We start from the raw sequence: 17,867 nt of genomic DNA, 5'->3' as shown, positions 1-17,867 counted from the left end.
AGTTTACGGCCATCAGTCACAGCCGCTATTTTGTTCTTGATTTACAAGATCGACAACTTCTTTAATTGTATAGTTCTTTAAATATTCACCCAAATGTTCTTCCGCACCTAAGAAAATTGTAAATAATACTCTTTTCATATTCGCTCCCACAATACACTGTTCATTTGAATCAGGACACCTAGGCTGCAAAGCACCTTCAGAGGTTAACATATATATATCCCAAAGATTAACTTCACTTAGCTCTAGAGTAAAAATAAATCCGCCGCCGGTTCCTTCTTTTGATTTTATAAATCCATGTTTTTTTAACAAGCTTAGCACTTTACGAATGCGTACTGGGTGGACACCAGCACTCTCTGAGATACAATCACTTGTTGACATACGGTCCGGTTGCAACGCAAGATAAGTTAAACTATGAACGGCAAGTGTAAAATCACTATTCATGGCCTGCCTCCTTAGAAATCAACACAGCTAATCAGCTTTTTGCTTTACATATAGCTTCTGCATCTTTTTTTAAAATCAATCAACATAGTGTAATAATAAACATTACAGTTTTTCTTGTCAAGTATCTAATTAGAAGTGTTGTATCAACTCTTAACCATGAATAAGGAATTCCAGGCGTCCTGTAAGCTTTACGAATCACGTTCTCTTCCTTAAAGGTGCGTAAATAAATTTGCGTGTTTTGAAATTTTTGTATAAGTAAGTTTAAAAATCCCATTGTTTTATAACTTGTTCTTCTGCTAACTGTTTTATTTTTTCCAATGTCATTTCTTTATTTACAATGACATTGGTTTGATAATTTTTATCTTTATAATTAACTGTAACGAATACTTCAATCATCACTTTCTTCCTCCTTCCGAAATAATATTAATTGGCCACTTTTTTCCATTCGACGTTCGAAAATGTGCGAAGTCTTCGAGGCAAAAAACTGCGGATATCTTCCTCGTTATATCCAACCTGTAATCTTTTTTCGTCTTGGATAATTGGCCGGCGCAACATTTGAGGGTACTTGATTATTAATTTATAAAATTCATTAAGCGGAAGAGATTCAATATTTACATTTAATTCCTGGAATGTTTTTGATTTAGTTGAAACAATGTCATTAGTCCCATCTTCAGTCAAGCGAAGAATTGATTTAATCTCATCGACTGTAAGGGGATTGGATAATATGTTTCTTTCAATATACTCAATATGATGTTCTTCAAGCCAAGCTTTTGCTTTTCGGCAAGAAGTACAACTTGGTGTCATATACAGATTAACCATACTTATACACACTCCTTCATATTATTCAGCTCATTTCCTATCGGCTATACTGTAAATTTAAACATTACAGTTAGTGAAGTCAACTGTAAATTTATGGATTAGGTATCAGAACGCATTAGAGTTTGTAACTTTTAAAAATTACTGTACTTAAACTAGCCTCTTGAATGAGATACTGGATAATAATGAAAGGGATGGAAAACATAATTAAATAATAAGTTTGATTCTGACAGAAGAGAAGTGACGTTAATGAATGAAAAAGGAAAAAGGAAAAAATAAAACCCTTTTCCTCGAAGCTGTGTTCATTCTTGTTCTATTATCAGGGTGTGGTAATGACCGAATTATCGATAAAATTCAAATCATTGATACACTAGCTTATGATAAGAAAAGAGACAAAATCGAAGGAATGGTGATCTATCCTCTCTTCAAGGAAAAAGGGAAAACCGTATTAAAAGATTTCAAAACTTTTTCCACTACGTTTGAGGACATCCTTCAAAGATTGGAACGCTTAGCCGGTTGAAATTGGAAAATTAGACTTGGTTTTGTTCGATAAACATTTTGCAAAAAAAGGAGTCGCTGAAGCTTTAATAAGTCTCAGTAAAGACCCGACTGCCGGGAGTCGTATGCAGATCGATATAGCCAATCCTTCGGCTCAAGAGATTTTAACGTCAAGTGAAAAAGTCCAGCTTCCATTTCATATAAGTGAAAAAATCAATCACAATATTGAAAAAGGCAATCTACCCAAAATGAACCTGAATGTACTTTTAAATCATTTTTATACTGAAGAAAGGGATGGCTATTTACCTTATATCATCATTGAAGAAAGGTCAATTGAAGATTTACGGTTTAGCTTTGTTAAGACATGGGCAGTATGTCCATAAAATTAATATGAGACAGGCATTTATTTTAAAACTGCTATTGCAGCAGCATTCTGGAAATGGAAACTGTAAGGTCAAAATAAAAGTTAACAATCAAAAGATTAGCTTATTGTTGAGAAATCTTGCTTCCAAAACAACCTACACCGTTGAAACCAACAAGCCTAGTCCTCGTATCCTAATTGATTTAACGCTTAATGCTCAGGTTAGATATGAACCGCAATCATCAATAATATCCGAAAAGAACAACTATTCAGAAAAGTTATTACAAATAAAATTTTCGCATAATTATTTCCTTTTTTATCTTTCAATGGATGGGGTAGGGCAGCATGAAATTCAAACTTCCACAGAAATGTCGACTGTTTGAAAATAAGTGCGTACATTTGGATCCCCCATAAGGCCACTTGCAAATCAGCGTCCCATTTCTAGTACTTATCTATTATACGGTTTCAAGCGGATTCCGAGTAATTACTGGCATTTGTTTTTGAAGAACGGTGATTCTTTTTATTATTTTAACTCCCCTTAATTTCTTTTCCTTAGAATTTGCCCAATGGGATCATTTATTGCCGCTTTTTAATCATTCCGCCATGGACATCTTGTTATCTTCAAAAGAAGTGTCATAATAGTTCTCAACTTTAAATGAAAAGTGACCTTCTATGTCCGATACGCTTTCATATTGACGAATCGTCTGTGAATCTGGCTCGACTATCAAGTGGCGGTGCTGTCCCCCTATTTCATGCACCTTGAAAATCAAAATTAGGACGAGGTATTTCTTTTAAACATAAAATTTTCGCGTAAACTTCTATTAAGACTTACACAATGGAGACATTTATATCTAATCAAAACCTTCACTTCTTTCATTTTAAATATATTATTTTTACCTTAGTAGTTTTCGAACCTAAGATCACTAATCCCCTCCTCAACCAGATCTATCGGAAATAGCACAACCACAAAAATACCGTCGCAGGTGAAATAAGAGGCATTAGCAAAGTCAGATACTTTCGTATATTATCATAAACAAAATAAACAAAAATCTGCTTCAGGTGAAAAACGAAAAATGCGATGAGAACTTTTCATCGGTTTATACCCACTATAGTGGAATTTGAGAATATCGAGTTAATTTTTCTTGACTTCATAAACTGTAAATATTAAAATCACAGTAATTCCTTTTGAATAGGAAGCAATCAATTTGAAAAGTGGCTTTTATAATTTAGTTTGTTAGGGACATTTACCAGACCATTGCTTCTTAATGTCTATACTGTAAACTATTTTATTACAGTGTGTTCCACGACAAACAAACTGTAACTTTTTTCATTACATTAAAGGGGGTAATTTTGTATTTTGTGTAAACATTAAAAAATACTTTTAGAAAATTATAAGAATGAATTGGAGGATATAATAATGGCTATCTCACACGTAACAGATCAAACATTTAGCACTGAAATTAAAGAGGGATTAGTTTTAGTGGATTTTTGGGCACCATGGTGTGGTCCTTGTAAAATGATTGCACCTGTATTGGAGGAAATCGATGGTGAGATGGGTGACAAAGTTAGAATTATCAAGCTTAATGTAGATGAAAACGCAGGAACAGTAGGAAAATTTGGAGTCATGAGCATTCCAACGTTGATTCTTTTCAAAGACGGAGTGGCTGTAGATAAGGTTATCGGGTTCTATCCAAAAGAAGCTTTGACAGAAATAATCTCAAAGCATATGTAATACAGACTTTTTAGAAAGAGGATGAATCTATATCTATGCATACAAAAAAGTATTTGATATACCATTCTCATTGCTAGACCTTTCACCGATTGCACGTTGGAAGTTTTCCAGCTGATGCTTTTCGCAATACACTAGAACTTGCACAGCTCGCTAAAATTTTAGCTGAAATTGTTAACAGCCACAGGTAAAAATACGAATATATGAAAAAGTGTTATCAACAAATCTTTTTGAGGAGGAAAAAATAATGAGTAAAAAAGCACTCTTAATTATACCGCCAGAACGTTTTAATGAAGATGAGTTATTCAAACCAAAAGAAGAGCTTGAAAATGCAGGAGTCGAAGTAACCATTGCTAGCACCGTGGCAGGTGAAATTACTGGTGACTATGATGGGAAAGCAACTGCTTCGGTTATCTTTTCAGACGTATCCCCTACAGAATTTGATGTTGTTTCGGTAATTGGAGGATCTGGTACAAATGATCATCTATGGGGAAATCAGGAATTACAAGGCTTTTTGAAGCAAGCTTACAATGAGAAAGTTCTTGTAACAGGAATTTGTGCAGGGGCTGTTACAGTTGCTAAAACTGGTTTGCTTTCTGGAAGAGAAGCAACTTGCTATCCAGTAGATGTTCAAAAGAACGAATTGATAGCTGTTGACGTTAAATATGTTGAACAACACGTTGTTGCCCATGGTGATATTATTACTGGCGATGGTCCACAAGGTGCGAAAGAATTTGGAAAAGCCCTTGTTAAAGCATTACGTTAGTTCTACATTTTAGTTGGATAGAGTGTGGTTCGGAAGTGAATTTCGAACCCACCGCTTCCATTAAATATAAGCATTTTTTGTGAGAATAATAAATTTTTGCGATTCAAGGAGGGTTTTTAGTTTGGGCAAAAAAATTGCTACACTTATTACCAATTTATTTGAGGATGTTGAATTTACAGAACCTGCAGAAGCATTCAAAGAAGCTGGTCATCAAGTAATTACAATTGATAAACATGCAGGAAATGAAGTAACTGGTAAAAAAGGCGCAACCGTAAAAATTGATAAAGCCATAGATGAAGTTAATCCTGCAGACTTTGATGCTTTGCTTATTCCGGGTGGTTTCTCCCCTGATTTACTACGTGAAGATGACCGCTTTGGTCAATTCGCAAAAGAATTTATCCAAGAAGGCAAACCTGTTTTTGCCATTTGCCATGGACCACAAGTATTGATCGATACAGACCTATTAAAAGGCGTCGACATAACTGGTTTCAAATCTATTCGTAATGATTTAAAAAATGCAGGGGCTAACTACAAAGATGAAGAAGTTGTGGTAAGCAATAATATTGTGACTAGCCGTTTTCCAGATGATATCCCGGCATTCAATCGTGAAGCGCTAAAACTATTAGCAAAATAAAATAATGAAGCGTTGGTTTATATTATTTTCACTAAAAGTAGTATGTAATATTGTTTTCAGATACAATCTAAAAAGAATTTTTTAAGGAGGGTTCATACAATGTCATTAAAAGGAAAACGTGTGGTCGTAATAGGAGGTACTTCTGGTATTGGATTATCCGCAGCAAAGGCATTTCTTGATGAATCTGCTCAAGTCATTATTGCAAGTCGTTCTGATGCAAAACTATCGGAGGCAAAGAATGTACTTGGTGGTAATGTGGAAGCATACAATATTGACTTTCGAAGTGAAGAAAAACTAGCTGACTTTTTTAAAATGGTAGGGAATTTTGATCACCTTGTCGTTACGGCAGGTGAAGGTGCAATGGGTCATTTTAGTGACTTACCTGTTGCGGATGTTAGAGAAGCGTTTGATAGTAAGTTTTGGGGGCAATACTTAACCGTTCGTGCCGCTATTCCGTACTTAAATGATACCAGTTCTATCACATTGACCTCTGGTGTTTATGGAATCCGTCCACCACAGGGGGCAACTACACTTGCTTCGATCAATTCAGCGATCGATGGATTGGTTAGGGGGCTTTCAGTAGACCTGGCCCCTATACGGGTAAATGTTGTTTCACCTGGTATCGTAGACACCCCACTCTACGGAGGGATGCCTGACGAGCAAAGACAAAATTTATACAGTAAAATTGCACAGCAGCTACCTGTTAATCGCGTGGCACAGCCTGAAGACATTGCTGAGACCTACGTGTACTTAGTGAAAAATGGTTTTACAACTGGTACTGTTCTTCTTATTGATGGCGGGGCTCACTTGGTGTAAGTGAGCAGTATAATGTTATTTTTGTGGCTATACTACAACAATGTATAGCCACATTTATTTTTTAAATAATAATCCAATTTTTCAATAAATGGTAATGATTGAAGAATTGCAGTTCAAGAAAAACAAGGTGAGATATGAAAGGAATGATGAAAATGAGTTTACGTGACCATGAAAAAATATTGAGAATTAAGCATTCACTTGAAAAACGTGTAGTAACTTTACCTGATGGAACTTTTCTTCCAAGCATTGGTCAAGGAACATGGTACATGGGTGAAAATCCTCAATCGAAAAACAAAGAAATCAAAGCTTTGCAACTTGGAATAGAACTAGGCATGAAGCTAATCGATACGGCTGAAATGTATGGAAATGGCGATTCCGAACGTTTAGTTGGTGAGGTAATCAAGGGGCGTAGAGATAAAGTTTTTTTAGTATCGAAAGTATATCCTCATCATTCCGGGTTAGATTTGATTGAAAGCTCATGTGAAAATAGTCTAAAACGACTAGGAACAGATTATCTTGATTTGTATCTTTTACACTGGAGAGGTCGTGTTCCTTTGGCAGAAACAATTGAAGGAATGGAGAGACTGCGCAAGGATGGTAAAATTGTAAGATGGGGAGTTTCTAATTTTGATACGGATGATATGATAGAGTTGTGGGATAACGCTAATGGGAAAAAATGTGTGACAAATCAAGTGTTATATCATCTAGGTTCTAGAGGAATTGATTATGATCTCCTACCATGGCATCATGAACATAACATGCCAATTATGGCCTATAGTCCCCTGGCCCAGGGAGGGAGCTTAAGAAGACAATTACTAAGCGATCCAACCATCATTGAGATTGCAGAGAAATACAATGTGCAGGCATTACAAATTGCTCTTGCGTGGACCATTCGTTCGAACAACGTAATAGCTATCCCAAAAGCTGTTAAGGAAGAACATGTTTTAGCCAATGCTCAAGCTGCTACTATTCAATTGACCATAGAAGATCTGAACAGACTTGACGAGGTATTTCCAAAACCAACAAGAAAAATACCTTTGGATATTATATAAAATGAATGGGGACAAAGGATCTGTACTCTTTGCCTAGGAGAACCTGTCAATGTCCCTTCTCAAACTCTGATTTGTCAACAGAGTCCTAAAGTACATTTCTTCACATGCTTTCCCCTTTTGGCTCCTCTAATTATAGCCAATTTCACGAAGTGTTTTAATATAAACTGATTTCTTTGTTTCCTCTTTTTTCATTTATTCTCTTAAATGCGAGATAATTACATCAGCAATATCGGTGATGATAGGCAAGCTCACCCTTTCCAATTTCGGTCCATTGCCAAAATATCAAGCAGCCCTTAAATGGGATGATTTGGATGAAGAAAAAGGGTCATTGCTTGTTACCAAGACTTTATACAATCCAAATAATAATATAAATAAGTATCAGTTACTAACACCGAAAACATCAGGCTCAATCCGAGCCATTCGAATTCATGAAAGACTCATAAAAATGTTAAAGCGACATGCGGAAATAAAATTGCAAAAAGGGCCCTTATATAGATAGCCATTTTATCTTTGCACGAGATAATGGACACCCACAATTAAGAAAAGTGATTGAAACTAGACTAAAACGTTTATTAAAAAAGGTTGATATTGATAAAAACATTCCCCCCCATTCATTCAGACATACACATACATCTCTATTGATTGAAGCTAGTGTGGGAGTTAAGGAGATTCAGCAGCGGTTAGGTCATACAGACATTAACACAACCATGAATATTTACGCTCATATGACCGCCAATATGGAAGAAAAGGCCTCCCACCAGTTCAGTAAACTGATGAAAGACCTTCTCCTATAGTTAGCTTTTTTGTCATAGGTTGCCTTGTTTTTTATAAAACGAGGACAAATCCGAGGACAAGAAAAGCATATTATCATTTTAGACGTTGATATAACAAGGTTTTAAAACCCTAATTACATCATGCCGCCCATGCCGCCCATACCGCTCATGTCAGGCATTCCAGTAGCACCAGCAGGTTCTGGTTTGTCAGCAACAACTGCTTCTGTTGTTAAGAACATAGCTGCAACGCTTCCAGCGTTTTGTAGAGCTGAACGAGTTACTTTCGTTGGGTCAACGATACCAGCTTCGATCATGTTTACCCACGCACCAGTAGCTGCGTTGAATCCAGTTCCAACTGCTTCACCTTTAAGACGCTCAACGATAACAGATCCTTCAAGACCAGCGTTGTGAGCGATTTGACGTACAGGCTCTTCAATCGCACGAAGAACGATTTTCACACCTGTTGCTTCGTCGCCTTCAGCTTGAAGCTCAGCCACTTTATTGTATACGTTAAGAAGCGCTGTACCACCACCAGCTACGATACCTTCTTCAACCGCAGCACGAGTAGAGTTCAATGCATCTTCAATACGAAGTTTGCGTTCTTTTAATTCTGTTTCAGTAGCCGCACCAACTTTGATAACCGCTACACCACCAGCTAATTTAGCAAGGCGTTCTTGTAATTTCTCACGGTCAAATTCAGAAGTTGTTTCTTCTAATTGAACGCGGATTTGGTTTACGCGAGCTTGGATTGCTTCTGCATTTCCAGCACCTTCAACGATTGTTGTATTTTCTTTTGTTACAACAATTTTAGAAGCGCGTCCTAATGATTGGATTGTAGCAGATTTCAGGTCAAGACCTACTTCTTCTGTAATTACTTCTCCACCAGTAAGAGCTGCGATATCCTCAAGCATTGCTTTACGACGATCACCGAATCCAGGAGCTTTAACTGCTACTGCATTGAATGTTCCGCGAAGTTTGTTCACAACAAGTGTTGCAAGTGCTTCACCTTCAACGTCTTCTGCAATGATTAATAGTGGTTTACCTTGTTGTACAACTTGCTCAAGTACAGGAAGGATTTCTTGAATGTTACCGATTTTCTTATCAGTAATTAAGATGTACGGGTTATCAAGAACAGCTTCCATTTTATCTGAATCAGTTACCATGTATGGAGATGCATATCCACGGTCGAATTGCATACCTTCTACAACGTCTAATTCAGTTGTGAAACCTTTAGATTCTTCGATTGTGATAACACCGTCGTTACCAACGCGTTCCATTGCTTCAGCGATTAGTTTACCAACTTCTTCGTCAGCAGCAGAAATCGCCGCAACTTGTGCGATAGATTCTTTGTTTTCAACTGGTTTAGAAATAGCTTTTAACTCTTCGATTGCAGCGTTAACCGCTTTTTCAATACCTTTACGGATACCCATTGGGTTCGCACCAGCTGTTACGTTTTTCAAACCTTCACGGATCATTGCTTGAGCAAGAACTGTTGCTGTTGTTGTACCGTCACCAGCTACGTCATTTGTTTTGCTTGCTACTTCAGCAACCAATTTTGCACCCATATTTTCGAATGCATCTTCAAGCTCAATTTCTTTTGCGATTGTTACACCGTCATTTGTAATAAGCGGTGAACCAAATTTTTTCTCAAGAACGACGTTGCGTCCTTTAGGTCCTAATGTTACTTTTACTGCATCTGCAAGCGCATCTACACCACGAAGCATTGCGCGGCGAGCTTCTTCACTAAATTTAATTTCTTTAGCCATGTATAAGTACCTCCCTAATCATTTTTCATTAAAATTTTCGTTCAGTTAAGTATTGTTGTATAATTAGCCAATAATTGCTAAAATATCGCTTTCGCGTAAAATTAAGTATTCAGTACCCTCGTACTTGACTTCCGTACCAGCGTATTTTGAGAAGATAATACGATCGCCTTGGGCAACCTCTAAAGTAACACGTTCGCCATTTTCAAGAACACGGCCTGTACCAACTGCTACGACCTTACCTTCTTGTGGCTTTTCTTTTGCTGTATCTGGAAGTACGATACCGCTAGCTGTTTTTTCTTCTGACTCAACTAGTTCAATAATAACGCGATCACCTAATGGTTTTAACAAGTGAAACAACCTCCTCAAATTCTTGTGATTAACTGTTTTGAATTATTAGCACTCAACACCTATGAGTGCTAACACAATTATTATATTAAATAAATCATCCATGTTTTGCAAGTATCTTCATCAAAAATTTTCATATTAATTTTTAATAATAGATTTTCATATCAGAAGCAGCCCTACCCATTCTATTAAATCTCTACAACAAATATGATTGAATAGCACCTATAAAAGTGGAGTTATTCAATATTTTTTGATACCATTTTCACTGTACCTATGCATGAATGATTTCACTTAAAGGAGAATTATTTTTGAGAAAAGAATATTGGTATGTCATTATTACGTATCTTGCCATGCAGTTCTCTGGATTTATTGGACTGCCGCTCTTTATGTTTATTGGAAGAACACTAGGGGTACCTAGCGGAGAATTGCGATTAACAGCCTTTGCTTACTGGTCCATTTTCAGTTTTTTATTAGCTCTTCTGCTTACTCTCTTTTTCATGCGACATGATATGAAAGAATCAGCACTCACTCGCGATAAAGCGTCCATCTCCATTTCTGCCTTTTGGGCAATATGCGGGGTTTTTCTCGCTTTATTTGCACAAAGTATCGCGATTACAATTGAACAGAAGATGGGCATTCAAACTGAATCAGTAAATACACAAGAAATTTTGTCTGTCATTGATAGGATTCCGTTAATGATTATCGTAAGTTCTATTATCGGGCCTATATTAGAGGAAACTATTTTCCGAAAAATTATTTTTGGTTCCTTATATAAGCGATTTAATTTCTTTATTGCAGCTTTAATTAGCTCAGTCCTTTTTGGTTTAGCACATATGGAACCAGAACATTTGCTATTGTATTCAGCCATGGGCTTTACATTCGCTTTCCTTTATACACAGACGAAGCGAATTCTAGTTCCAATTATTGCTCATGTATCTATGAATACATTGGTTGTCATTATGCAAATGTATTCTGAAGACATCCAAAATTTCATGAAAAATATGCAAGCTTTCATCGGAGGATTTTTATGAGACATCAATCACCTTTAAAATTAAGCATTATTTATATATGTTTAGGTATCGTATTCACTGCTTTCGCTATCCAAAGTGTCACATCATCAGGTTGGGGATTCTTTGCTTATTTCCTTATCCTTATTGCTACATTGGACTTCGGCTCTGGTATCCGAATGCTTTTACTACATATAAAAATAAAATCAATTCAAAAGAAGAAATAAAGCAGCTGTCGTCAGCTGCTTTATTTCTTTGGCTATGTTAGACATTGTTCATCTTTCACTCATGTATACGGTTTCATATGCATGAGTCAACAATCATTTCATTAGCCCTAGGAATATATTTATTTATTTAACGGGATTCCATCCTCTATATCAGCGGTTTCTTCTTCTAATACTGGATAATGTTTCAGGAAGTAAATCAATGACTGTAATTCAACAGCCAAGTCAATATGATGAATTCTAATAGAAGAAGGTACATTTAATCGTGCCGGGGTAAAGTTTAAAATTCCTTTTACTTCAGCAGCAATTAAACGATCTGTAACGGACTGAGCCACATGTGCTGGAATCGTTAAAATTGCAGCTGTAACCTGCTCTTCTTGCAGACGGCTCTCAATTTCATCCATATGATAAATCGGAACATCAGCTATATTCGTACCGACTTTTCTTTCATCCACATCAAAAGCCATACTAATTTTTGTATTATTATTTTTCAAGAAATTATAATTCAAAAAAGCAGTACCTAGATTTCCTACACCAATTAACGCTACTTTCGTCACTTCATCTTGATCCAATGTTTTTCTAAAAAATGATAATAAATAATTAACATTATATCCATATCCTTTTTTTCCAAGTGCGCCAAAGTACGAAAAGTCACGACGTATTGTTGCTGAATCTACCTTAACGGCTTCACTCAACTCTGCTGAAGAAACCCTTTGTTTCCCAGAGGAATGTAGGTTTTGTAAAAATCGATAATACAAGGGTAGTCTTTTGGCCGTAGCCTGCGGTATTTTTAATTGTCCTTGATTCATTATTCTCCCTCGCTTTCACACGCGCTTTTCAATCTATTCTTCTGCCTATATTCCATAGATGTATGAGGTGCATTCAAAATATCACTGATAACGCTTCCATTCCCAGCTTGCTTCGTTCTTCTAAAATAATAGGGATTCTGTCATCTTACTCTTACTAAATTACACTATGTTCGAAAGTATACAATCTTACGTTATAATATCCCTATTATAAATCATACACCATTATTCCACATAATGTAACAGCTTGTTTTGAAACGAAATAACCATTCTATTGCCGATAAGTTCAATGATACGGTACACTAAGAAGAAAAGCTTAAACGTCTAGAGTCAAAAAACAGTATATCTGAAAATTGATAGACGTTCTATAACAATTTGTTCGGGATAATGCTACCTGAGGTGAAATTCATGATTTTATTACAAGTTAATCAAGTATCTAAATATTACGGAGCGGAACTCATTCTATCGAATATGAAGCTCGAAGTTCAACATAAAGACCGAATTGCTCTAGTAGGTCGGAATGGTGCGGGGAAATCTACACTACTAAAAATTATTGCTGGACAGTTGTCTCATGATGGCGGAGAAATTATTCAACCAAAAGGGGTCACAATCGGCTATATGGCCCAAGATACAGGCCTTGAATCAGAACTATCCATCTGGGATGAAATGTTAACCGTATTTAACCATCTCATTTCACAAGAGCAAGCTTTACGTCAATTAGAAGCAAAGATGGCAAATCCAGATATTTTCTCTAATGAAGCCGTTTATCAAAAAGTACTGAGTGAATATGATGCCCTGCAAGTTCAATTTAAAGAATCCGGCGGCTATCAATATGAAGCAGATATTCGCTCTGTTTTGCATGGACTTCAATTTGGCAGCTTTGACCCTTCTACACCTATCTCCACCTTAAGCGGGGGTCAAAAAACAAGACTAGCCCTTGGTAAATTACTTTTAACAAAACCAGATATTTTAATACTGGATGAACCAACAAACCATCTAGATATTGAAACACTTTCTTGGCTTGAACAATATTTACAAAGCTATCAAGGTGCTGTACTCATTGTTTCCCATGACCGATACTTCCTTGATAAAGTTGTTAATCAAGTATATGAAATCTCGCGACACTCAATGAAAAAATATCACGGCAATTACAGCTCTTATTTAGTCAGAAAAGCGGAAGATTTCGAACGAGATATGAAGCAATTTGAAAAGCAGCAAGAAGAAATTGAAAAGCTGCGTGATTTTGTCCAACGAAATATTACACGAGCTTCTACTACCAAACGAGCACAAAGCAGACGAAAACAGCTTGAGAAAATGGAAATCTTAGATAGACCGCAAGGCGATCAAAAATCTGCTTCTTTCTCTTTTCAAATTGAGAAGCAAAGTGGAAATGAAGTGCTGCAGCTAAACGAGCTAGCCATTGGCTATCAAAACGAAAAAATTGCTGAACACATTAACGTTCGAATCACAAAAGGCGAAAGCATTGCACTCGTCGGTCCGAACGGAGTCGGTAAATCCACACTATTAAAAACCATTATTGATAAGATGCCTGCCCTTTCAGGTGACATTCACTTTGGCACAAATGTTCAGATCAGCTATTATGATCAAGAGCAAGCGAACCTCGTTTCCAACAAACGAGTACTTAACGAATTATGGGATGAACACCCCTTAAAGCCGGAAAAAGAGATACGCACCGTACTTGGAAATTTCCTATTTAGCGGGGATGACGTTTTAAAAACGGTCTCTACTCTTAGCGGTGGTGAAAAAGCACGACTTGCTTTAGCCAAAATGATGATGGAAAAAGGTAATTTTTTAATACTCGATGAGCCAACCAACCACTTAGATCTCGATAGCAAACTCGTCCTTGAAAATGCTTTAATCGATTATCCAGGAACATTGCTTTTCGTTTCACATGATCGATACTTTATTAACCGAATTGCAACGAAGGTCATTGAACTCTCTAAAGATGGCAATGTAGAGTTCCTTGGAGATTATGACTACTATGTTCAGAAAAAACAAGAACAAGCAGAGCATGAAGCACTGGAACAACAACAAACACAAAGTAAACAATCAGAGCAAGTAACAGATAAAAACAGTTACATCATTGATAAAGAAGCGAAAAAAGCAGAACGTCAACGCAAGCGCCGCATTGAAGAGATTGAAGGAGAAATAGAAAAATTAGAGGCAGAGATTGAAGAGTGTAATCAGCTTCTTTGTGATTCTGAAGTATTTCAAAATCACGAAAAAGTGATAGAAATTCAAACAAAGCTAGAGCAGGCACAAGCAGCCCTTGATCTTCTATTAGAAGAGTGGGCAGAGCTGGATATATAAAATTAAGTATGAGATAAATATAGATATTAAGAAGGTCGATCTTGATTTAAGTCGGCCTTTTTCTATATCTGCATCCTAAAGCATTCATTTCTTACTAAAATAAACTTTATCCACAAAAATATACACAACCTTCTCCTTTTTACTCAAGCTTCATTCGAACTTTTCCACAATATCCACAAGAATTATGCTACTTATCAACAAAAACGTAAGTTATTCACATTCAATTTTTAATTATCAGACTTTTTTATCCACAGATACAACCAAAATCATTTCTATGGATAAATAAAGCAGAGCTATATACATAGCTCCGCCGTATCAACCCTTATTAATATATGTGCATATTCTTAAAAAGCTTCGATATCTAATCCTGGATTTCCATTTAACGCTAAATTGGATTGTTTTCCCTTTTCGAATAAAATACTTCCCGCCGCTCCAATCATCGCTGCGTTATCTGTACAAAGACTAAGCGGAGGAATAATTAATTCTACTCCCGGCACTTCCTTAAAAGCCTCAGTAAGCGCAGCACGCAGCCCTTTATTAGCCGCTACTCCCCCTGCTAGTAACAATTGCTTTACATCATATTCTTTTACTGCAGAAATCGTTTTTGTCACTAATACTTCAATTACACTTTGTTGAAAGCTTGCCGCAAGGTTTTCTGGTTTAATCTCCTCGCCGCGTTGCTCTGCATTATGAAGTGTATTAATAACAGCTGATTTTAATCCACTAAAACTAAAATCGTAACTTCCTTCTAGCCACGCACGAGGTAACTTAATAGACGGCGTTCCTTCATGTGCTAATCTGTCAATATGTGGACCACCTGGATAAGGTAAGTTCAATGTTCGCGCTACTTTATCATAGGCCTCACCCGCAGCATCATCACGAGTCTCACCAATGACTTGAAATGAGCCAGACTCCTTCAATAATACTAATTCTGTATGCCCTCCTGAGACAACAAGGGAAAGCGCCGGATATTGAATCTCTCGAATTAAACGGTTTGCATAAATATGTCCCGCAATATGATGAACACCAACTAATGGAATTCCATGCGCAAACGCGATTGCCTTAGCTGCATTTACACCAATTAATAAAGCTCCAACTAATCCTGGCCCTTCTGTCACCGCAATGGCATCAATATCTTCGTACGTAATATTCGCTTGCTGTAATGCTTCTTCAATTACTAGTGTAATTTGTTCAACATGGTGACGAGAAGCAATTTCCGGCACAACCCCACCAAATCGTTTATGACTTTCAATTTGAGAAGCTACAACATTGCTTAATATGTCCGTTCCGTTTTTTATTACGGCTGCAGCCGTTTCATCACAGCTAGTCTCAATACCTAATATAATTTGCTCTTGTTTCATGAGAAATTCACCCACATTACATATGCATCTTCATAATTATCGGTATAATATCCTTTTCGAATACCACCTTTTTGAAAACCTAATTTTTCATATAAAGAAATTGCGACTTCATTACTCACCCGAACTTCTAACGTCATCCGAACCACACCTTTACTAATCGATATTTCAATCATCTTCAGAAGTAGAGCCTCACCTAATTTTTGCCCTCGATACTCAGGTAAAATCGCAATATTCGTGATATGTGACTCGTCTAATACAATCCAAGAACCGCAGTACCCTACAACTTTACCGTTATCCTCAATAACTAGATACACTGCATACTGATTATGATCGAGCTCATTACAAAAAGCCTCTCTACTCCACGGCAAAGTAAAAGATTGTCGTTCTACTTCTAACACTTGATCAATATCCTCTCGATTCATCATCCGAAACGTCATCGTTTTACTCATTGTTATCGTTCGCTTTCATCATTTTTTTGGTTCTCTTGCTGTTCAAGCCACTTTGCTTCAGCTTCAGCCATACGCACATAATTTGGAACAAACAAATGAATGTCTTCTTCCTCTTTATTTTTTCCAAGGAAAGCTAGCTCACTTGGTTTTGGATTATATAAAGAATAGGGAACAAACACCGCTAACTCCCCAAGCACCTCACTAAGCGCTTCACGATGAATTTCTATATCTTGTCCTATAAATAAAATAGGACGCTTCCACTCTTTAAGACGTGTAGCCCATTCTGACGATAAGATATTGCAATCTGCCACAATTTCTTTCAATTGCTCATTCTCATCATACTCATATAAACCCGTATACACTTGTCCACGCCTTGCATCAAATAACGGTGAAATCAATCCGTTAAAGTAGCGACCATTAGCAGCTAAAGCTTCTAAGCTTGAAATCGCTGCTAATGGAATATTTAATGTCCACGCTAATGTCTTCGCAATCGTCACACCAATTCGAACGCCTGTATAAGATCCAGGTCCTTTCGCTACAACGATCTTATCTAACTCTTTTGGCAGAGTATCACAATCTTTTAACAACGTATCAATAGCTGGCATAACCCGAACAGAATGATTTTTCTTTAAATTAGTAATGTACTCACCTATGACTTGATTCCCATCGATTAAAGCAATACCTAGCGTAAAATTAGACGTATCAATAGCTAACACTTTCATTCCATAATCTCCTTACACAACTGGACGTAACGATCTCCATGAGCTTCTAAGACTAATCGGCGACTATATTCGTCTACACGATAAATATAAATAATTAAAAGATTCTCTGGGAGCTGATTTTGAATTAAATGAGCCCATTCAATAACGGTAACACCTTCACCTTCAAAATACTCATCAAATCCTAGATCCTCTTCCGACTCACTTACACGATACACATCCATATGATATAGCGGTAAACGCCCATGATATTCTTTAATAATCGTAAAAGTAGGACTATTTACAGTTCGCGTAACCCCAAGCCCCTTCGCTAACCCTTTTGTAAAAGCGGTCTTGCCTGCTCCTAGATCGCCCTCTAAAGCTAATACATCTCCACCTTCAAGATGTTCTGCTAACCGACCTGCAAAACGAGCAGTCTCTTCTTCACCTCGTGAAATCCATTCAAATTGCTCCATATCTTAATCACCTTTATGTAACCAGTTATTTAAATAAGATTAGATAAACAAGACTTACCGTCGATCATGGTGAAAGTCGATGTCCCTTCCTATTTATATATACTATCGTCCGTTTACTATAAATTCTCATAGTATAAAAAATCCTTAGGACCGTTCTCCTAAGGACAGAAAACATTCTATATGTAGTTTACCTGTTTTTTCATCAAGAAACAAATAAGAAAATAATCATGCTGAAAAACCAAAAAAACGAAACAATGTTTCGTTTTTTTGGTTTGATTGCGGGGACAGGATTTGAACCTGCGACCTTCGGGTTATGAGCCCGACGAGCTACCGGACTGCTCCACCCCGCGACGATAAGAATAATGATATTTTGTTTCGACGATTTCTTCCCTCTCTAGAACTTCAGGATGAGGACGCACCGAAACAACTTGATGATAATATATAGTATATACTCTTTTTATAAAAAATATACACAAAATATATAGCTTGGCGACGTCCTACTCTCACAGGGGGAAACC

24 protein-coding genes and 1 tRNA gene are annotated in these 17,867 nt (G+C 36.9%); 13 read left to right on the top strand and 12 right to left on the bottom strand.

Going from position 1 to position 17,867, the window contains the following annotated elements:
* Positions 1-12: 12 nt before the first annotated feature.
* The 3 genes from D1953_RS16715 to spxA all read right to left on the bottom strand — a co-directional run bounded on the left by D1953_RS16715 (position 13) and on the right by spxA (position 1,260).
* Positions 13-441 (bottom strand): RrF2 family transcriptional regulator, encoded by a 429-nt coding sequence (locus D1953_RS16715; protein ID WP_119118304.1) that lies wholly within the window; start codon positions 439-441, stop codon positions 13-15.
* A 261-nt stretch (positions 442-702) separates the two neighbouring features.
* Positions 703-837: a BA3454 family stress response protein gene (locus tag D1953_RS16710; RefSeq protein ID WP_119118303.1), complete on the bottom strand. Its 135-nt coding sequence runs from the start codon at positions 835-837 to the stop codon at positions 703-705.
* A gap of 27 nt (positions 838-864) precedes the next feature.
* Complete coding sequence (spxA, locus tag D1953_RS16705; RefSeq protein ID WP_119118302.1) at positions 865-1,260, bottom strand: transcriptional regulator SpxA; 396 nt, start codon at positions 1,258-1,260, stop codon at positions 865-867.
* A gap of 250 nt (positions 1,261-1,510) precedes the next feature.
* On the opposite strand from spxA, the gene D1953_RS16700 reads away from it, so the two are divergent.
* The 4 genes from D1953_RS16700 to D1953_RS22100 all read left to right on the top strand — a co-directional run bounded on the left by D1953_RS16700 (position 1,511) and on the right by D1953_RS22100 (position 2,755).
* On the top strand, positions 1,511-1,777 hold the full coding sequence (locus D1953_RS16700; RefSeq protein ID WP_119118301.1) for a Ger(x)C family spore germination protein: 267 nt from the start codon (positions 1,511-1,513) through the stop codon (positions 1,775-1,777).
* A 16-nt stretch (positions 1,778-1,793) separates the two neighbouring features.
* Entirely contained in the window at positions 1,794-2,138 is a 345-nt protein-coding gene (locus tag D1953_RS21415; protein WP_182480656.1) for a Ger(x)C family spore germination protein, read from the top strand.
* On the top strand, positions 2,089-2,499 hold the full coding sequence (locus D1953_RS16695; RefSeq protein WP_182480655.1) for a Ger(x)C family spore germination C-terminal domain-containing protein: 411 nt from the start codon (positions 2,089-2,091) through the stop codon (positions 2,497-2,499). The genes D1953_RS21415 and D1953_RS16695 overlap by 50 nt, the downstream gene beginning before the upstream one ends.
* A 127-nt stretch (positions 2,500-2,626) precedes the next feature.
* A complete protein-coding gene (locus D1953_RS22100; RefSeq protein ID WP_286676500.1) occupies positions 2,627-2,755 on the top strand; it encodes a hypothetical protein in 129 nt (42 codons plus the stop codon).
* On the opposite strand, the gene D1953_RS22005 is transcribed toward D1953_RS22100, so the two are convergent.
* On the bottom strand, positions 2,710-2,844 hold the full coding sequence (locus tag D1953_RS22005) for a hypothetical protein (RefSeq protein WP_281271570.1): 135 nt from the start codon (positions 2,842-2,844) through the stop codon (positions 2,710-2,712). The two genes, D1953_RS22100 and D1953_RS22005, sit on opposite strands and share 46 nt — an antisense overlap.
* Positions 2,845-3,533: 689 nt before the next feature.
* Here D1953_RS22005 and trxA point away from each other — a divergent pair.
* The 6 genes from trxA to D1953_RS21775 all read left to right on the top strand — a co-directional run bounded on the left by trxA (position 3,534) and on the right by D1953_RS21775 (position 7,907).
* Positions 3,534-3,848 carry a thioredoxin gene (gene trxA, locus D1953_RS16690; RefSeq protein ID WP_119118299.1) on the top strand — a complete coding sequence of 105 codons (315 nt, stop codon included), beginning with the start codon at positions 3,534-3,536 and terminating at the stop codon, positions 3,846-3,848.
* Between the two features lie 244 nt (positions 3,849-4,092).
* Entirely contained in the window at positions 4,093-4,611 is a 519-nt protein-coding gene (locus tag D1953_RS16685) for a DJ-1/PfpI family protein (RefSeq protein ID WP_119118298.1), read from the top strand.
* A 121-nt stretch (positions 4,612-4,732) separates the two neighbouring features.
* On the top strand, positions 4,733-5,245 hold the full coding sequence (locus D1953_RS16680) for a type 1 glutamine amidotransferase domain-containing protein (RefSeq protein ID WP_119118297.1): 513 nt from the start codon (positions 4,733-4,735) through the stop codon (positions 5,243-5,245).
* Positions 5,246-5,344: 99 nt separating this feature from the next.
* Positions 5,345-6,061: an SDR family oxidoreductase gene (locus tag D1953_RS16675; RefSeq protein WP_119118296.1), complete on the top strand. Its 717-nt coding sequence runs from the start codon at positions 5,345-5,347 to the stop codon at positions 6,059-6,061.
* 152 nt (positions 6,062-6,213) lie between these two features.
* The gene (locus D1953_RS16670) at positions 6,214-7,113 is read left to right on the top strand and encodes an aldo/keto reductase (protein ID WP_119118338.1); all 900 of its coding nucleotides are present in this window, start codon (positions 6,214-6,216) and stop codon (positions 7,111-7,113) included.
* Positions 7,114-7,658: 545 nt separating this feature from the next.
* Positions 7,659-7,907, top strand: a complete 249-nt coding sequence (locus D1953_RS21775; protein WP_245980208.1) for a tyrosine-type recombinase/integrase — start codon at positions 7,659-7,661, stop codon at positions 7,905-7,907.
* 113 nt (positions 7,908-8,020) lie between these two features.
* On the opposite strand, the gene groL is transcribed toward D1953_RS21775, so the two are convergent.
* Both groL and groES read right to left on the bottom strand, forming a co-directional pair.
* The gene (groL, locus tag D1953_RS16660; RefSeq protein WP_119118295.1) at positions 8,021-9,652 is read right to left on the bottom strand and encodes a chaperonin GroEL; all 1,632 of its coding nucleotides are present in this window, start codon (positions 9,650-9,652) and stop codon (positions 8,021-8,023) included.
* A gap of 63 nt (positions 9,653-9,715) precedes the next feature.
* Positions 9,716-10,000, bottom strand: coding sequence for a co-chaperone GroES (gene groES / locus D1953_RS16655; protein WP_119118294.1), 285 nt, complete (start codon positions 9,998-10,000; stop codon positions 9,716-9,718).
* A gap of 305 nt (positions 10,001-10,305) precedes the next feature.
* Here groES and D1953_RS16645 point away from each other — a divergent pair, with 305 nt between their 5' ends.
* Both D1953_RS16645 and D1953_RS16640 read left to right on the top strand, forming a co-directional pair.
* A complete protein-coding gene (locus D1953_RS16645; protein WP_119118293.1) occupies positions 10,306-11,028 on the top strand; it encodes a CPBP family intramembrane glutamic endopeptidase in 723 nt (240 codons plus the stop codon).
* Complete coding sequence (locus D1953_RS16640) at positions 11,025-11,231, top strand: YdiK family protein (RefSeq protein WP_119118292.1); 207 nt, start codon at positions 11,025-11,027, stop codon at positions 11,229-11,231. Before D1953_RS16645 ends, D1953_RS16640 begins: the two co-directional genes overlap by 4 nt.
* A gap of 119 nt (positions 11,232-11,350) precedes the next feature.
* On the opposite strand, the gene D1953_RS16635 is transcribed toward D1953_RS16640, so the two are convergent.
* Complete coding sequence (locus D1953_RS16635) at positions 11,351-12,037, bottom strand: redox-sensing transcriptional repressor Rex (protein ID WP_119118291.1); 687 nt, start codon at positions 12,035-12,037, stop codon at positions 11,351-11,353.
* Between the two features lie 405 nt (positions 12,038-12,442).
* Between D1953_RS16635 and D1953_RS16630 the strand changes: the two genes are divergently transcribed.
* A complete protein-coding gene (locus tag D1953_RS16630; protein WP_119118290.1) occupies positions 12,443-14,365 on the top strand; it encodes an ABC-F family ATP-binding cassette domain-containing protein in 1,923 nt (640 codons plus the stop codon).
* A gap of 344 nt (positions 14,366-14,709) precedes the next feature.
* Here D1953_RS16630 and tsaD read toward each other — a convergent pair whose 3' ends face one another.
* From tsaD to D1953_RS16605, 5 genes are all read right to left on the bottom strand, one after another.
* A complete protein-coding gene (tsaD, locus tag D1953_RS16625; RefSeq protein WP_119118289.1) occupies positions 14,710-15,726 on the bottom strand; it encodes a tRNA (adenosine(37)-N6)-threonylcarbamoyltransferase complex transferase subunit TsaD in 1,017 nt (338 codons plus the stop codon).
* Positions 15,723-16,175: a ribosomal protein S18-alanine N-acetyltransferase gene (gene rimI / locus D1953_RS16620; protein ID WP_119118288.1), complete on the bottom strand. Its 453-nt coding sequence runs from the start codon at positions 16,173-16,175 to the stop codon at positions 15,723-15,725. The genes tsaD and rimI overlap by 4 nt, the downstream gene beginning before the upstream one ends.
* A 2-nt stretch (positions 16,176-16,177) precedes the next feature.
* The gene (tsaB, locus tag D1953_RS16615; protein WP_119118287.1) at positions 16,178-16,897 is read right to left on the bottom strand and encodes a tRNA (adenosine(37)-N6)-threonylcarbamoyltransferase complex dimerization subunit type 1 TsaB; all 720 of its coding nucleotides are present in this window, start codon (positions 16,895-16,897) and stop codon (positions 16,178-16,180) included.
* Positions 16,894-17,349 (bottom strand): tRNA (adenosine(37)-N6)-threonylcarbamoyltransferase complex ATPase subunit type 1 TsaE, encoded by a 456-nt coding sequence (gene tsaE, locus D1953_RS16610; protein WP_119118286.1) that lies wholly within the window; start codon positions 17,347-17,349, stop codon positions 16,894-16,896. The genes tsaB and tsaE overlap by 4 nt, the downstream gene beginning before the upstream one ends.
* A gap of 276 nt (positions 17,350-17,625) precedes the next feature.
* A tRNA-Met gene (locus D1953_RS16605) sits at positions 17,626-17,699 on the bottom strand.
* Between the last annotated feature and the right edge of the window lie 168 nt (positions 17,700-17,867).

The organism is Peribacillus asahii (genome assembly GCF_003570725.1).
Classification (GTDB): domain Bacteria; phylum Bacillota; class Bacilli; order Bacillales; family DSM-1321; genus Peribacillus; species Peribacillus asahii.
This window is presented reverse-complemented; position numbering and strand designations above follow the sequence as displayed.

Bases quoted from the DNA above. Each gene is read 5' to 3' on its own strand.
- D1953_RS16715 (WP_119118304.1), bottom strand. From the start codon at position 441: ATGAATAGTGATTTTACACTTGCCGTTCATAGTTTAACTTATCTTGCG.
- D1953_RS16710 (WP_119118303.1), bottom strand. From the start codon at position 837: ATGATTGAAGTATTCGTTACAGTTAATTATAAAGATAAAAATTATCAA.
- spxA (WP_119118302.1), bottom strand. From the start codon at position 1,260: ATGGTTAATCTGTATATGACACCAAGTTGTACTTCTTGCCGAAAAGCA.
- D1953_RS16700 (WP_119118301.1), top strand. From the start codon at position 1,511: ATGAAAAAGGAAAAAGGAAAAAATAAAACCCTTTTCCTCGAAGCTGTG.
- trxA (WP_119118299.1), top strand. From the start codon at position 3,534: ATGGCTATCTCACACGTAACAGATCAAACATTTAGCACTGAAATTAAA.
- D1953_RS16685 (WP_119118298.1), top strand. From the start codon at position 4,093: ATGAGTAAAAAAGCACTCTTAATTATACCGCCAGAACGTTTTAATGAA.
- D1953_RS16675 (WP_119118296.1), top strand. From the start codon at position 5,345: ATGTCATTAAAAGGAAAACGTGTGGTCGTAATAGGAGGTACTTCTGGT.
- D1953_RS16670 (WP_119118338.1), top strand. From the start codon at position 6,214: ATGAGTTTACGTGACCATGAAAAAATATTGAGAATTAAGCATTCACTT.
- groL (WP_119118295.1), bottom strand. From the start codon at position 9,652: ATGGCTAAAGAAATTAAATTTAGTGAAGAAGCTCGCCGCGCAATGCTT.
- D1953_RS16640 (WP_119118292.1), top strand. From the start codon at position 11,025: ATGAGACATCAATCACCTTTAAAATTAAGCATTATTTATATATGTTTA.
- D1953_RS16635 (WP_119118291.1), bottom strand. From the start codon at position 12,037: ATGAATCAAGGACAATTAAAAATACCGCAGGCTACGGCCAAAAGACTA.
- D1953_RS16630 (WP_119118290.1), top strand. From the start codon at position 12,443: ATGATTTTATTACAAGTTAATCAAGTATCTAAATATTACGGAGCGGAA.
- tsaD (WP_119118289.1), bottom strand. From the start codon at position 15,726: ATGAAACAAGAGCAAATTATATTAGGTATTGAGACTAGCTGTGATGAA.
- rimI (WP_119118288.1), bottom strand. From the start codon at position 16,175: ATGAGTAAAACGATGACGTTTCGGATGATGAATCGAGAGGATATTGAT.
- tsaB (WP_119118287.1), bottom strand. From the start codon at position 16,897: ATGAAAGTGTTAGCTATTGATACGTCTAATTTTACGCTAGGTATTGCT.
- tsaE (WP_119118286.1), bottom strand. From the start codon at position 17,349: ATGGAGCAATTTGAATGGATTTCACGAGGTGAAGAAGAGACTGCTCGT.